Source organism: Azospirillum sp. SYSU D00513, assembly GCF_017356015.1.
Taxonomy (GTDB): Bacteria; Pseudomonadota; Alphaproteobacteria; order Azospirillales; family Azospirillaceae; genus Azospirillum.
On sequence record NZ_JAFIQV010000031.1, the window covers coordinates 63,146 to 78,004 of the forward strand.

Here is a 14,859-nt window from a genome sequence, read left to right on the forward strand (position 1 = left end):
CACCCAGCGTGAACCGCAGCCGGCCGGTCACGCGATCATGTCGAGATAACCTTGGCCGACATGGTGCGGACCCTCGAAAGGGTTCGCCGTCCCGGCATGGTCAGAGCCGAAGTGTTTCAAGCTCATCGGCGTCAGTTCGAGATGATGCAGGTTGAATGGATCGTGCCGGACGTCCTGTGCTTCACCATAAGCGCCGGCCACCGTTTGATTCTGGCCCGCAAGGTGGGCGTAAACGGTCTGCTGGCCAGGATCGAAGAAGCTTTTGTCGGCGTTCACGACCAGCGTGCCGTTCCACCACAGGTTCGCTTGGCCCCTGACCACGTCGCGGCCGTCCAGGGCGCCCTTGTCGTAGGTCACGATGCCGTCGGTCGGCAGCACCGGCCTGCCGTTGATGACGATCTTGCTGATGTTCAGATTGCGGTCCACGCCGTTGACGACACCATCATTGTCGAATTGAATCTGAACTTTGTGGGCCTGAAGATCGGCGACATCGGTCTTGAAGGTGAAGTCCTTCGTGGTCGAGACCGTCGTGCCCTCGCCGATCTTCTTGCCGTCCACCAGCAGGGTGAAGTGCGCGTTGCCGGCGCCCTTCGCGCTCACCGTGATGCTGTCGGGCATGGTGTCCTGCACCGGGGCCGGAGGGGTGATGACCGGAGCGGGAGCCGTGCCGGCGTCCTGGTTCAGGTCCAGCTTGACGTTGTTCGCGCCGATGGACGCGGTCTTGGTGATGGTGCCGGGAATTCCGCCACCGGAGAAGGTCACCGTGTAGTTGCCCGCCGGCAGCTCCATCCCGTAGCCGCCGGACGTCCAGCTTGTGGCCTGGTAGGTGGTGCCGGCCGAAGAAACGGCTTTGATCGCGACGCCGCCCAGCCCTTCGCCCGGATCGTAGAAATTGTCGCCGTCCCTGTCGTCGAAGGTGACGCCGGTCAGGAAAGGGTTACCGGCCGTCCTGGCGAAGTTCTGGGTTCCGGTCATGCCGGTCGAGCCCTGATACTCGCCCGTCTGCAGACCGATTCCAATTTCGCGGAACGTGTCTTTCATCAGGTTGGTGCGGTGACCGGCCGACTTGAAGAGGCCACTTTCCATGGCCTCGACGCTCGATGCGCTGATGGCGGTTCCAGCGCCCCAGCGGATGGCGATGTTCTCGCCCCAGCTCCAGCTGCCGCTGAACGCATAGCCGGCAGCCTTCATGCGGTCGCCCGGCGAGCTGTTCGCGGCGCCGGTATGGCTGAAGCTGTCCGTGTCGAGCATCCATGTCGAATGGGCGCGGGCGGAGTCGAGGAGCAACGGGTCCCAGGCCAGAGGGGCCTTCGCGGCCGTCGAGATGGTGCCGGGTGCCAGCCCCTGGTTGAGGTCGATCCCCTGGCGGGTGGCCTCGGCGGCAGGGTTGGCGCGAGCCCGGTTGATCAGCTCCAGCATGTACTGTTCGTAGGAGGTCGGCGTGGCCATCATGCGCCCTGTCACTATCGATGGGGGTAGTGACCATTGATACAAGCTGGGCGTGGACGGATGTGGGGCAAGAATGGAGGCAGAAAACGGACCGGCCCGGGGCCGCTCATGCCCCCTTCTCGGAGATGCTCAAGCTGGGGCGGTCCATCTTGCGGATCGCCATGATCCCGGGCCTGCGGAATGGGATGACGGCGTCCGGCCATGGCCAGGATGCCCCGCCTGCCCATCCGGTCGGAGGAGGCGGGGCCGTGCCGTTCAGGATTTGGTGGCGGGGTCGTGGGTGTGGTGCCGGTCGCGCTCGCCGCCGCCACTCGATGCCCCGCTGCGGTCCGAATTCGTGGGCTCTCCGGGGGCGGGGCCGTTATGGTCGTCAGCTTTGGGCTTATCGGCGTTCTGCTGGCTGCTGCCGGGTCCGCCATGGTGGCGGTCCGTGTTGCCTGTCGTTCTCGACATGATCCTTCACCCTGTCAGTGGCCTTGGCGCTTGCTGGGGTGGTCCCCCGTGTTTCCTTGCAGGTTGGGACCGCTCCTTGCTCGTCGGCCAACAGGACAGCCGGCGGACCGTTCCGGCTGGAAAATGAGCTGGGCCGGAAAGCGCGTCAGGCGCCGGCCGGCAGCAGCTCCGCCAGGGCCGCGGCGACGCGGTCGGCGTCGGCCTCCTCCATGTCCGCGAAGAGCGGCAGGGACAGAACCCGCTCGTAATAGCGCCGCGCGCCCGGCAGGTCGGCGAGGCCGTAACGGTCGCGGTAATAGGGCTGCCAGGGCACGGGGATGTAATGGACCTGCGTCCCCACCCCACGCGCCGCGAGCGCGCGCATCAGCGCCGCGCGCCCGGTGCCGGCGGCGAAATCGACCAGCACGGGATAGAGGTGCGGCACGGCGCGGCAGCCGGGGCTGCGCGGCACGGGCCGCAGCAGCGGGCCCAGCGGGGCGAGCGCGCGGTCGTAGCGGTCGGCCAGGGCGCGCCGCCGCGCCGCGAAGCGGTCCAGTTTGCCGAGCTGGGCAAGGCCGAGCGCGCACTGCACGTCGTTCAGACGGTAGTTGAAGCCCAGCTCCTGCATCTCGTAGTACCAGGGGTTGGTCCCTCCCGCCTCGTCCAGCGCCAGCTCCGGCAGCGTGAGGCCGGCGGGATCGCGCACCATGCCGTGGTTGCGGAACAGCCGCAGCCGGCGGTCCAGCGCGGGATCCCGGCTGGTCACGGCGCCGCCCTCCGCCGTGGTCACCGTCTTGACCGGATGGAAGGAGAAGACGGCCAGGTCCGACCGGTCGCAGGCCCCGACGGGAACCTCCCCCTCCTCCGTGTGGATCGCGGTGCCCAGCGCGTGGCAGGCGTCCTCCACCAGGAACAGGCTGGCGTCGCGCGCGGTGGCGGCCAGCGGCCCCATGTCCGGCGACTGGCCGTTCAGATGCACCATGGCGGCGGCGCGCGGCCGTCCCAGCGCCCGCGCCCGGTCCAGCGCCTCGGCCAGGTGCCGGGCCTCCATCAGCCCGCTGTCGGGATCGACGTCGGCGAAGGCGACCTCCGCCCCGACGAAGCGCGCCGCGTTGGCGGTGGCGAGGAAGGTGATGGCGGGAACCACCACCACGTCGCCCGGGCCGATCCCGAGCGCCAGCATGGCCAAGTGCAGCGCCGCCGTGCCGTTCGCGCAGGCCACGGCCTGCGGCGCGCCGACGATGCCAGCCAGCCGCCGCTCGAAGGCATCCACCAGGGGGCCGGTGGTCAGGTAATCGCCGCGCAGCGCCGCGACGACGGCTGCCACGTCCTCCTCGTCCACGCTCTGCCGCCCATAGGGCAAGGCGCGTCCACCCGCGTTCCCGTCGTTTCCGGCCGCCATGGGATTCCCCTCCGCCGTGTGTTCACGCCCCCGGCGTGCCCAACGCGATGAGCTGCTGGAGCGCCTCGGCCGACAGCCATTCGGTGTTGCGGTCGCTGGTGTAGGAGAAGCCCTCCGGCACCGGGTGGGCGCCGCTGCGCTGGTAGGGCTCGGCGCGCCAGAAGGGGAAGGCCGGCTGCACGATGAAGCGGTCGTCCAGTTCCAGCGTCAGGCGGGCGTCGTCCTCGGAGATCAGCACCTCGTGCAGCTTCTCGCCCGGGCGGATGCCGATCGCGCGGTGGGGCAGGCCCGGCGCCATGCTGGCGGCGAGGTCGGCGATGCGCATGCTGGGGATCTTCGGCACGAACAGCTCGCCGCCCTGCATCATCTCCATCGAGGACAGCACGAAGCCGACGCCCTGGTTCAGCGTGATCCAGAAGCGCGTCATGCGCGGGTCGGTGATCGGGATCTCGCGCGCGCCCTCGCGCAGCAGCGTGCCGAACAGTTCCACCACGCTCCCGCGCGAGCCGATCACGTTGCCGTAGCGCACCACGGCGAAGCGGGTGCCGCCGAAGCCCGACACGTTGTTCGCGGCGACGAAGATCTTGTCCGACGCCAGCTTGCTGGCGCCATAGAGATTGATGGGGTTCGCCGCCTTGTCGGTGGACAGGGCCAGCACCTTCTGCACCCCGGCCTCCATCGCCGCCTGCACGACGTTCTCGGCGCCGATGACGTTGGTGCGGATGCATTCGAAGGGGTTGTATTCGGCCGTCGGCACCTGCTTCATCGCCGCGGCGTGGATGACGTAATCGATGCCGCGCATGGCCGAGGTCAGCCGGCCCTGGTCGCGCACGTCGCCGATGAAGTAGCGGAGCGCCGGGTGCTTCGCGACCGGCAGCGACCGTTCCATCTCGAACTGCTTCAGCTCGTCGCGGGAGAAGACGACCAGCCGGCGGACGGCGAAGCGTTCCAGGATGTAGCGGGTGATCGCCTTGCCGAAGGAACCGGTCCCGCCGGTCACCAGGACCGACTTGCCGTTCAGGTCCATGACGGGCTTGGAGAAATCGCGCAGAGTTCCGGTCATGGCGGAAGGATCCATTCGGGAAAGAAACCAATCACTGGACAAAAGTCTTAAATCTTTTGCAATGGCGGCGCAAGGGAAGCGGGGCGCGGCGTGGCGGGACCGTATTGTGACTTGCGCGTCCGCGCGGAACACGCGGCTTGGCTGCGGAACCTCGCCCCGGCGGGGGTGTTGTCACCGGTGTTGTCCCGTGTCCGGCCCGTCGGCCCGACCGGGAACGAGCAGCGAAGGCCGTGCCATGCATCACGAATCACTGACGGTGAAGACGACCAACCCCGACCATTTCCCGATGCTGTACGATTGCATCGTCAGCGGCCAGGTGCCGCCCGAGGAGTGCGCGACGCTGCTGAAGCACGAGGGTTTTTTCGAATATTACTGCACCCGGCGCGGCGCGCGCGCCGCGATGGAAGCCCGCCGGCAAGCCGCCGCCGCGGTGGCCGCCGCGAACCGCTGAGGGTTCCATTCCGCCGGCCCCGCCCCCACGTCTGATGCCGCAAGGGCATCATTGGCGAGGGCGATCGGGCATGGCGGGTTTCATCGGCATAGGGCAGCGGAGCGCATGGGCCGGCGTGGGCGGGCTGGCGCTCCTCATTCTCGCATGGGCCGGCGCGCGGGCCGCTGCCGCCAAACCGGCCGCGGCGACGCCCCGTTTCACGCTTCCCGCCGCCTGCGAGATCGGCCGCGACTGCTTCATCCAGAACTACGTCGATCATGATCCCGGTCCGGGACGCCTGGATTTCGCCTGCGGCCGGCTCAGCTACGAGGGGCACAAGGGCACGGACGTCCGGCTTCCCGACTACCGGGCGATGGAGCGGGGCGTGGCGGTGCTGGCTGCGGCCGACGGGGTCGTGCGCGCCGTCCGCGACGGGATGGAGGACGTCAACATCCGCACCACAGGGCCCGAGGCGGTGAAGAACCGCGAGGCCGGCAACAGCGTCGTGCTGATGCATGGGAACGGCTGGGAAACGCAGTACGGCCACATGAAGCGCGGCAGCGTCGCGGTGAAGCCCGGCGACCGGGTGCGGGCCGGCCAGCCGCTCGGCGAGATCGGCCTGTCCGGCTTCACCGAATTCCCGCACGTCCATTTCGAGGTCCGGCACGAGGGCCGGGCGGTGGATCCCTTCACGGGCAAGGGCATGGACGCCGCGGGCGCTCCGGCCTGCCCCCCCGGGGGCAGGCCGGCCACGGTGGCGGCCGGCGCCGCCCCGCCCGAGGACGGGACGATGTGGGTCCGCCCGGAGGACCTGCGCTACATCGAGACGGCGCTGCTGTCGGTCGGGCTGGCGGTGGAGCGGCCGGAGCCGGAACAGGCGCGCCGGGGCGCCTATGACATGGAGGCCCTGCCCGCGGACGCCCCGCTCCTCGTGGTCTGGACCGACGTGATGGGCGCATTGGCCGGCGACCGCCGCCGCGTGCGGATCCTGGATGAGGCGGGGCGCGCGCTCTTCGACCATGAGGAGACGCAGAAGGACAGCAAGGTCAGCCAGTTCGCCTTCGCGGGCCTGCGCCGCCCGAAGGAGGGCTGGCCCAGCACCGGCAGCCTGCGCGCCGTCGTCACCCTGACCCGCGACGGGCGGCCGTTCGCGGAGATGGAACGCCGCCTGCCCGTGCGGTGAAATCATACCGGGTTCGGGAAATTCCGACCTCCGAACCCGGTATGGGGCCGCGACTGCGGCCCCGCGCCCCATGGCGCGGAAGTCCTGACCACAGGTCAGGACTTCATGAAAATCGTATGAGTGCGGTGAGACCGGTACGGCGACGGGCCGCTGTGCTCGGAAAAGGGGGCTTCCGCCCCCGGTCCGTCAGATCTTCAGATATTCCGGATCCAGCGCGCCGTGGCGGAAGGGGATCCAGTCCTTGTGGTCGGTGCGGTACTGAAGGCCGTAGGGATTCGTGAAGAAGATCTTCTGGAGCGGCTGGCCGCCCTCGCGCTTGGTCCGTTCCAGGTCGATCAGGCCCGAGGGGACGAAGATCTTCTCCCAAAGCTCGGCGTTGTCCACCTCGCGACCGGCGTTCTTCACGTAGTCGCGCGCGGCGTCGCTCAGCTTCCAGGCCTCTTCGACCATCTCGTAATAGTCAACCATGCTTTGCCCTCGGATATGGAACCGCGTCCCGGCGCCGGGTCCGGCACCTTTGGTCCCGTTATAGCGCATGGACGGCCACTGGCAAGGATGCCGGTAGAGGAGGAAAGGGGGTTCCGCGCAAGAAGCGCTTGACCGCCGCCGCCGGACGGGTGCCAATCTGCGCCGCCGACGGGCCATGGACGCGTTTTTCGGGAGTTTTCGTATGAAGGGCATCATTCTGGCCGGCGGATCCGGCACCCGGCTCTACCCAGTGACCCATGTGGTCAGCAAGCAGCTTCTCCCCATCTACGACAAGCCCCTGATCTATTACCCCTTGTCCACGCTGATGCTGGCGGGCGTCCGCGACATCCTGATCATCACCACCCCCCAGGACAACGCGCTGTTCCAGACCCTGCTGCGCGACGGCAGCCATCTGGGCATCCGCATCCAGTACGCGGTGCAGCCCAAGCCCGAGGGGCTCGCGCAGGCCTTCCTGATCGGGCGGGAGTTCATCGGCGACGACCCGGTCTGCCTCGTGCTCGGCGACAACATCTTCTACGGCCACGGCCTGACCGACCAGCTCCGCCGCGCCGCCGCGCAAGCCGAGGGCGCGACCGTCTTCGGCTACCGCGTGCAGGATCCGGAGCGCTATGGCGTGGTCGAGTTCGATGCCGCCGGCAAGGCCGTCAGCATCGAGGAAAAGCCGGCCAAGCCGCGCTCCAACTACGCCGTGACCGGTCTCTATTTCTACGACAACCGCGTCGTCCGCATCGCCGAGACCATCAAGCCCTCGCCACGCGGCGAGCTGGAGATCACGGACGTCAACCTCCGCTACCTGGAGGAGGGAACGCTCCGCGTGGAGCTGATGGGCCGCGGCTTCGCATGGCTCGACACCGGCACCCACGCCTCGCTGCTCCAGGCCTCGGAATTCGTGAAGACGGTGGAGGAGCGCCAGGGCCTGAAGATCGCCTGCATCGAGGAGGTCGCCTACCAGATGGGCTACATCGGCGACGCGGAACTGGCAGAACTGGCCAAGCCGCTCGCCAAGAACGGCTACGGCAAGTACCTGCTGGACCTGATCGGCAAGCGCTGACGCCGCACCGGCGGCGCCCGCACCGGGGCGCCTCCGGGATTGCTTGTGTTTCTGGGACGGGCATGTGGGTGCGGGGCGCTTCCCCGGCCGTTACGCCCGTCCACTCTCACCCGAAGTGGCCGGTTGTTTTGAACTGCACTCCTGGATGAGGCGTGCACGCCCACTTGATGTGCTTTAGCACAGGTGACACCGGTTTCAATCCACCCCCCCGCATGAGGGGTGACTCACCTCCTCCGCTGTGCCGTTGAAAACAAGCACGTTTCAATCCACACCCCCGCATGAGGGGTGACCAGCTTTTCGAGGGGCTCGACCCGACACAGATTTCCGTTTCAATCCACACCCCCGCATGAGGGGTGACGAGAACATCAACCGGAGCGACATGCACCCGCTCGAGGTTTCAATCCACACCCCCGCATGAGGGGTGACCGCTTCGTAACAGGGGCAAAAGGCCGGGCACTGAGCTGGGCTGAGGGGTTGCCATCAGCGTGGATCGGGCGATGTGTATTGGCATGCCGAGCGCGGAACGCCCGTCTTTGTCCGGCCTGTCGCGTGGCGACCTTGAAGCCCTGCTGGAACGTCTGCTGGCGGAGAATGCCGCCCTGAAGCAGATGGTGGCAGAGCTGCGTGCCGAGGTGGCGCAGCTGAAAGGCGTGAAGGGCAAGCCGGAGATCAAGCCGGCCGGCAAGCCGAGCGGCATGGAAGCGGCGACAGGGGCTTCGGCCGAAGGGCGGCCGCGCCGGCGGCGCGGGCGGGCTGGCAAGGTGTCCAAGAGGGTGGCCTGCGAGGATCGCGTCCTGTCCGCGGCCGTGCCGGAAGGGTCGCGCTTCAAGGGTTATGAGGACTTCACCGTCCAAGAGCTGGAACTGCGGGCACGGCGCATCCGCTTCCGCCGGGAACGCTGGGCCACGCCGGATGGGCGGTGTGTGCTGGCGCCGTTGCCGGCCGGGATCGCCGGCCATCTTGGCCCGGAGTTGCAGCGCTTCGTGCTGTTCCAATACCACCGCGGCCAAACCACCATTCCTCGCCTGGCCGCCCTGCTTGGCGATCTGGGCCTCGACGTCTCCAAGCGCCAGATCGTGCGCCTGCTCACCCGGAACAGCACCATGCTGGAGGAGGCCGGCGCGGTGCTGCGGGCCGGATTGGAGACGGCGTCCTGGCTCACCGTGGACGACACCGGCGCACGCCACAAGGGCGCCAACGGCGTGTGCACGCAGCTGGGCGACGACCGCTTCACCGCCTTCGTGACCACAGGCTCCAAGAGCCGGCTGAACTTCCTGGAACTGCTGCGCGCCGGCCACGAGGATTACGTGATCAACGCCGCGGCGCTGGAGTACATGCGCAAGCGCGGCGTGCCCTTGGGCGCGGTTGCCCGGCTGGAGGCGCAGTCCACACGCCGCTTCGCCGATGAGGCCACGTGGCTGGACCATCTGCGCCGGCTGGACTGGCCGACCCGTGCCCATCAGCTCGACCCGGTGCGGCTGGCCACCGAAGGAGCGCTGTGGGGCAGCATCAACGCCCATGGCCTGCTGCCGGACACGGTCATCGTCAGCGACGATGCCGGCCAGTTCGACGTCGGCCTGCACGCGCTGTGCTGGGTCCATGCCGAACGGCTGGTGCACAAGCTCGACACCTTCACCCCGGCCCAGCACACCGCCCAGCAGCACGTCCGCTCGCTGATCTGGTGGTTCTATGCCGACCTCAAGACCTATCAGAGAGCCCCCACCCCACGGCGGCGGGCGCAACTGCGGGCGCGCTTCGAGCGCATCTTCCAGCGCCGGACCGGCTTTTCCACCCTGGACCGCCTGCTCGCAAGGCTGCGGGCCAACGGGAAGGAACTGCTGCGCGTGCTCGACCGTCCCGACATTCCCCTGCACACCAATGGCTCGGAGAATGACCTGCGCGGTCACGTCACGCGCCGCAAGGTAAGCGGCGGCACCCGGTCCGACCAGGGACGTGACGCACGCGACGGCTTCCTCGGCCTGATGAAAACCTGCGCCAAGCTCGGCATCGCCTTCTGGGACTTCCTCGGCCATCACCTTGGCGTGCCGGACAGCGAACACGTCTCTTACCTGCCCGACATCATTCGCCAGCGCGCTGCCCAGCCGTGACTGCCCGGCCTTTTGCCCCTGTTACACCGCTTCATTGTAACTCGTTGTTCTGACGAATGAAATCCGAACGCTTGCGCGAAGGTCGCTATTTTTGGCGTTCTCTCCGAAAGGTTCTCGCGGGCGCAAGGCCCAATCCATTGATGCGCTTGGTTTTCGGGATCGCGCGAACCTCCTGGGGATTTCATGGGCGCTTGGGGTTCGCGCGGCGGCTTGTCCGCATGCGGGAATTGTGAAGGTGGATTATCTGTACCACCATCCCTCGCAGGACCGAACAGCGGGAGGCGCATCATGGAATGGTATGCCCATACGCCGAAAAATCCAGAGGAACCGAAGGAGCCTCTGCGCCTCCATCTGCTGCGTGTGGCGGCGCGGGCGGAGGCGTTCGCGGCGGGGATGATCCCCGGGGATGACCGGGTGACGGCCTTGGCGCGTGCCCTTGGCCTGCTGCACGACGCGGGCAAGTACGCGGACGCGTTCCAACGATTGCTGAAGGACGAGCCCGGCCGGGTCGATCACTCCACGGCCGGCGCCCTGTTCGCGCTGGAGCGCTATGGCCGGAACGCCCTGCCCGGCTGGGCGCTGGCCTATGCGGTGGCGGGCCACCACGCCGGCCTTCCGGATGGCGGCGGCGCCGGGGGCGGCAGCGTCGATGGCGGCACCCTGGCGGCACGCCTCGCCAAGCCGAAGGTCGGCGAGCCCTCCCGCGCGGGGTTCGAGGAGGAGGTCGCCGCCCTGCTTCCGCCCGAACTGTCGGCTTCTCGGATGGCCGACTGTTTCGCTGAGGCGCTGTTCACGCGCATGCTCTTCTCCTGCCTGACCGATGCCGACGCGCTGGCGACGGAGGGCTACACCGACCCCGAGACGGCGGCCCTGCGCGGCGGGCAGCTGGACTTGCCGACGCTGGCGGCGGCCCTGCGGCTGCATCTGGCGGTGAAGGCGGCCGGTGCCAGCCCCTCCCCCGTCAACCGCATCCGCGCCGAGGTGTTGGAACGCTGCCGGAGCGCCGCCGGCCTTTCGCCGGGCTTCTTCTCGCTCGCCGTGCCGACGGGCGGCGGAAAGACCCTGTCATCGCTGTCCTTCGCGCTGGACCATGCGCTCGCCCACGGGCTGCGCCGCGTGATCTACGTTATCCCCTACCTGTCGATCATCGAGCAGACGGCGGAGGTCTTCCGGAACGAGGCCTTCCTCGGTCTGCCCGGCGCGGTGCTGGAGCATCACTCCGCCTACAGCCCGCGCGGCGGCTACAAGGAGGGCGATGAGGAAGGGATCGGCCCCGACCGGCACAAGCTGGCGGCGGAGAACTGGGACGCGCCGGTCACCGTCACCACCGCCGTCCAGTTCTTCGAATCCTTCTTCGCCGCCCGCCCCTCGCGCTGCCGCAAGCTGCACAACGTCGCCCGCTCCGTCATCGTGCTGGACGAGGCGCAGCTCCTTCCCCTGCCCCACCTGCGCCCCTGCCTCGCCCTGCTCGACGCGCTGATCCGCGATTACGGCTGCACCGTCCTGCTGAGCACCGCGACCCAGCCCGCGCTCGACCTGGACAAGCCGCTGTCCTTCGGCCTGTCCGGCATCCGGCCGATCATGCCGGAGGCCGGCGCCCCGGACCTGCACGAGGCCATGAGGCGCGTCGCGGTGGAGCATGCCGGGCTGCTCGACGACGAGGCGCTGGCCGACCGCATGGAGAAGGCCGACCGTATGAAGGGGGCCGGTCAGGCGCTCTGCGTGCTCGACACGCGCGGCCACGCCGCCGAGCTGTACCGGGCGCTGGAGGAGCGAGGGGTGGACGGCCTGTATCACCTCTCCGCCGCCATGTGCGCCGAACACCGGTCCACCGTGCTGGCCGCCATCCGCGCCGACCTGGAGGCCAAGCGCCCGTGCCGGGTGGTCAGCACGCAGCTCGTGGAAGCGGGCGTGGACGTCGATTTCCCCCTGGTTCTGCGAGCCATGGCCGGGCTCGACTCCATCGCCCAGAGCGCGGGGCGCTGCAACCGGGAGGGACGGCTGGAGGGCGGATTGGGCCGCGTCGTGGTGTTCGAGACGGCGCGGCGGAACGGCCTCGCCGACCTGAAACGGCGGCGCGACATCACCGAAGAACTCATGAGCGGCCGGGACTGGGCCGAGGCCCTGCACCCCGACGTGCTGTCGGCCTATTTCCGCCGGCTCTACGGCGCGGACAAGCGCAAGCGCACGGGCAGCGGCGGCGATCCCTACGACCTCGCGGAGGCCTGGAAGCGCTTCGCGGCCTGCACCCGGCGTGACTCCCTGCCCTTCCGTTCCGTGGCCGCCGATTTCCACCTGATCGACAACGAACAGGTGGCGGTCATCACCCCCTATACGGAAGAGGCGCGGGACTGGGCCGCCGCCTTGCAGGCCAGCCCGCATCCCGGCTCCTTCGCCCGCAAGCTGCAACGCTACACCGTCACCATTCCACGCGGGCAGCTCGACCGGCTGATGGCCGCCGAGGTCATTAAAGCCGTCGGCGAAAAAGGAGAGTTCCTCCTGCTGACCGACCCCAAGCGCTACGACCTGAAGCTTGGGCTGGACGCGCGTGACCCGAGGGACCGTATGGAGTTGGAGAATATTCAGTAGTTTTTCTCTCACCAAGTCGTAGGTGTGCGAAGTAATGTTTGGTCTTGTGTTAAGATATATTAACCAATATGGCGGTGTTTTCTAGATCTTGACAGGGATTGATTATAAAGAACAGCATTGGCCCATGAACAACATGGGCGGTGAGGAAGATTATGCCCAACGGCATAACTGTTCGCGTTCACGGTGACCGCGCTCTGTTCTCTCGCCCGGAAATGAAGGCAGAGCGGGTCTCCTACGACATCATCACGCCGTCCGCCGCGTGCGGCATTCTCGAAGCCATTCACTGGAAGCCAGCCATCCGCTGGGTCGTGGACCGGATCCGGGTGCTGAAGCCGATCCGCTTCGACACGGTGCGGCGCAACGAGGTGGCGTCGAAGGCGTCCTATGCCTCGGCGCGGCAGGCGATGGCCGGCGGGGCGGCGGTCGCGCTCCACCCGGAGGAGGACCGGCAGCAGCGCGCCAGCGTCTTCCTGCGCGACGTGGACTACGTCATCGACGCGCATTTCGAGATGACCGGCCGGGCCGGGCCGCAGGACAATCCCGGCAAGCACGCGGAGATGGCGCGCCGGCGCATCGCCAAGGGGCAGTGCGTCTGGCAGCCCTGTTTCGGCTGCCGCGAGTTCCCCGCCTATTTCGAGCCGGCCCCGGAGATCCCGCCCGACCCGCCGGACGACCTGCGCGGCACCCGCGACCTGGGCTGGATGCTGCATGAGATCGACTTCGCGGACGGCATGACGCCGCGCTTCTTCCGCGCGGAACTGGTGGACGGTGTGCTGGACGTCCAGGCCTGCCTGCGGCGGAGCGGCCTATGATCATCACCGAACTCCATCGCCTTTACGAGCGGCTGCGCGACGCCGGCACGCTCCCGCCCTACGGCTATTCGCTGGAAAAGGTGACCGGCTGCATCGTGCTTAAGCCGGACGGCAGCGTCTTCGCCGTGCGGGACGAACGGCGCGACGAGGAGACCGGCAAGAAGGGCAAGACGGTCAAGCGCCCGAGCCTGCTGGACGTGCCGCAGCCGCCGCGCCGGACCTCCGGCATCAAGGCGGGTTTCCTGTGCGATTCCGCCGGCTACCTGTTCGGCACGGCGGAGGGCAAGGCGGACCGCGCCCTGGACCAGTTCGCGGCCTCGCGGGAGCGGCACGAAGCCGTCTTGAACGACGTCGATCACCCCTGGGCGCGCGCGGTGCTCGCCTTCTTCCGGAGCTGGACGCCCGGCGTGACGCCGGAGATGAGCGATCCGGAGATCCTGTCCGGCTGGCTCGTCTTCCGCATGATCAACGATGACGACTACGTCCACGACTCGCCGGAAATCCAGGCCGCCTGGGAGCGCGCCATGGAGGCGGACGCGGTCGGGGCGGTCACCGGCCAGTGTCTCGCCACCGGCGAGATGGACCAGCCCATCGCGCCGACGCACCCCGCCGTCAAGGGCGTGCCGGGCGCGCAGATGGCGGGTGCCGCGCTGGTTTCCTTCAACGCCGGGGCTTACGAATCCTACGGCAAGGCGCAGAACCTCAACGCCCCCGTCTCCGCCCGCGTGGCGCATGGCTACACCTCGGCCCTGAACCATCTGCTGAGCCAGCGCGGCAAGCGCCATCTGGTCATCGGCCCGGTGTCGGTCGTCTTCTGGACCGACCGGCCGACGCAGTTCGAATCCGACTTCGCCGCCGCCGCCCGACCGGAATTCTCCGCCGAGGACGAGACCCGCGCCGAGGCGGTCCGGAGCGCCCTGCAACGGCTCGCCCAGGGGCGCAAGGCCATGCCGCCGGACGAGCAGGGCGCGCGTTTCTTCGTGCTGGGCCTGTCGCCGAACGCGGCGCGGCTGGCGGTGCGCTTCTGGAGCAGCGACAGGCTGGGCGTCATGGCCGACCGCGTGGCGGAGCATCTGTCCGACATCCGGTTGGTCCGCCAGTGGGACTGGCAGCCGGAGTTCCCGTCGCTCTGGGCGCTCGCCATGGAGACCAAGGTCAAGTACCGGGGCGACGGCGACAACGCCAAGCCCGACCCGAACGACGAGGGGCTCGCCAAGCTCTACGGCGACCTTCTGCGCGCGATGCTGAGCGGCGGCTCCTACCCCGCCAGCGTGCTGGCGGTGCTGCTCGACCGCATCCGCGCCGATCAGGTCGTCAACCACCCGCGCGTCGCGCTGATCAAGGCGGTGCTGACCCGCCGCGCCCGGCTGGCCGGGGATGGCCGGACCGAGGACCTCCAGGCCGATGGCATCCAAGAAGAGGGGAACAATCTCGTGGGCCTCGACGAATCCCGCACCGATCCTGGCTACCGGCTCGGCCGTCTTTTCGCCGTGCTGGAGCGCATCCAGCAGGCCGCCGCCGAAGGGCGCGACCTCAACGCCACCATCCGGGACAAGCACATCGGCTCCGCCTCGGCCACGCCGCGCGCCTCCTTCCCCTTCCTTCTGGATCTGGCGCAGAAGCACCTGAAGAAGGTGCGTGGGAGCAAGGCCGGGCTCGCCCGCGTGCTGGACACGCGCCTTGCCGAGATCCAGGAGCCGCTGACCGGATTCCCCGCCACGCTGAGCCTGGAGGAACGCGGCCTCTTCTTCCTTGGCTACTACCACGAGCGCGCCCACCGCAAGTCCGACAAGGCCGCGGATGCCGAGCCGTCCGACGCCGCCGAAACCCTTTCCGATCCGGAGTGAAACC

At 68.4% G+C, this 14,859-nt stretch carries 12 protein-coding genes and 1 CRISPR repeat array; of the genes, 7 read left to right on the forward strand and 5 right to left on the reverse strand.

Translation table 11 applies throughout. The features are described 5' to 3' along the window. Positions 1 to 27: 27 nt before the first annotated feature. From JUB11_RS33405 to pseB, 4 genes are all read right to left on the reverse strand, one after another. Positions 28 to 1,419: a carbohydrate-binding domain-containing protein gene (locus tag JUB11_RS33405; protein WP_348771485.1), complete on the reverse strand. Its 1,392-nt coding sequence runs from the start codon at positions 1,417 to 1,419 to the stop codon at positions 28 to 30. Between the two features lie 285 nt (positions 1,420 to 1,704). Next, entirely contained in the window at positions 1,705 to 1,902 is a 198-nt protein-coding gene (locus tag JUB11_RS21670) for a hypothetical protein (RefSeq protein WP_207460747.1), read from the reverse strand. 145 nt (positions 1,903 to 2,047) lie between these two features. Continuing rightward, positions 2,048 to 3,283 carry a UDP-4-amino-4,6-dideoxy-N-acetyl-beta-L-altrosamine transaminase gene (pseC, locus tag JUB11_RS21675; RefSeq protein ID WP_207460753.1) on the reverse strand — a complete coding sequence of 412 codons (1,236 nt, stop codon included), beginning with the start codon at positions 3,281 to 3,283 and terminating at the stop codon, positions 2,048 to 2,050. 22 nt (positions 3,284 to 3,305) lie between these two features. After that, entirely contained in the window at positions 3,306 to 4,346 is a 1,041-nt protein-coding gene (gene pseB, locus JUB11_RS21680) for a UDP-N-acetylglucosamine 4,6-dehydratase (inverting) (RefSeq protein ID WP_247887230.1), read from the reverse strand. A gap of 235 nt (positions 4,347 to 4,581) precedes the next feature. On the opposite strand from pseB, the gene JUB11_RS21685 reads away from it, so the two are divergent. Both JUB11_RS21685 and JUB11_RS21690 read left to right on the forward strand, forming a co-directional pair. Further along, the gene (locus JUB11_RS21685) at positions 4,582 to 4,797 is read left to right on the forward strand and encodes a hypothetical protein (RefSeq protein ID WP_207460758.1); all 216 of its coding nucleotides are present in this window, start codon (positions 4,582 to 4,584) and stop codon (positions 4,795 to 4,797) included. Positions 4,798 to 4,867: 70 nt separating this feature from the next. After that, complete coding sequence (locus tag JUB11_RS21690; RefSeq protein ID WP_207460759.1) at positions 4,868 to 5,959, forward strand: M23 family metallopeptidase; 1,092 nt, start codon at positions 4,868 to 4,870, stop codon at positions 5,957 to 5,959. A 186-nt stretch (positions 5,960 to 6,145) separates the two neighbouring features. Here the strand turns inward: JUB11_RS21690 and JUB11_RS21695 are convergent, their stop codons facing one another. Next, on the reverse strand, positions 6,146 to 6,427 hold the full coding sequence (locus JUB11_RS21695; RefSeq protein WP_207460760.1) for a hypothetical protein: 282 nt from the start codon (positions 6,425 to 6,427) through the stop codon (positions 6,146 to 6,148). Positions 6,428 to 6,629: 202 nt separating this feature from the next. Here JUB11_RS21695 and rfbA point away from each other — a divergent pair, with 202 nt between their 5' ends. The 5 genes from rfbA to cas8c all read left to right on the forward strand — a co-directional run bounded on the left by rfbA (position 6,630) and on the right by cas8c (position 14,855). Further along, a complete protein-coding gene (gene rfbA, locus JUB11_RS21700) occupies positions 6,630 to 7,499 on the forward strand; it encodes a glucose-1-phosphate thymidylyltransferase RfbA (protein WP_207460761.1) in 870 nt (289 codons plus the stop codon). Between the two features lie 192 nt (positions 7,500 to 7,691). Continuing rightward, positions 7,692 to 7,925: a CRISPR direct-repeat array (repeat unit 32 nt; unit sequence GTTTCAATCCACACCCCCGCATGAGGGGTGAC). An 83-nt stretch (positions 7,926 to 8,008) separates the two neighbouring features. Beyond that, a complete protein-coding gene (locus JUB11_RS21705) occupies positions 8,009 to 9,607 on the forward strand; it encodes a transposase (protein ID WP_207460762.1) in 1,599 nt (532 codons plus the stop codon). Between the two features lie 288 nt (positions 9,608 to 9,895). Next, entirely contained in the window at positions 9,896 to 12,196 is a 2,301-nt protein-coding gene (cas3, locus tag JUB11_RS21710) for a CRISPR-associated helicase Cas3' (protein ID WP_207460763.1), read from the forward strand. 152 nt (positions 12,197 to 12,348) lie between these two features. Next, on the forward strand, positions 12,349 to 13,008 hold the full coding sequence (gene cas5c / locus JUB11_RS21715) for a type I-C CRISPR-associated protein Cas5c (RefSeq protein ID WP_207460764.1): 660 nt from the start codon (positions 12,349 to 12,351) through the stop codon (positions 13,006 to 13,008). Then, complete coding sequence (cas8c, locus tag JUB11_RS21720; RefSeq protein WP_207460765.1) at positions 13,005 to 14,855, forward strand: type I-C CRISPR-associated protein Cas8c/Csd1; 1,851 nt, start codon at positions 13,005 to 13,007, stop codon at positions 14,853 to 14,855. Before cas5c ends, cas8c begins: the two co-directional genes overlap by 4 nt. Positions 14,856 to 14,859: the final 4 nt, after the last annotated feature.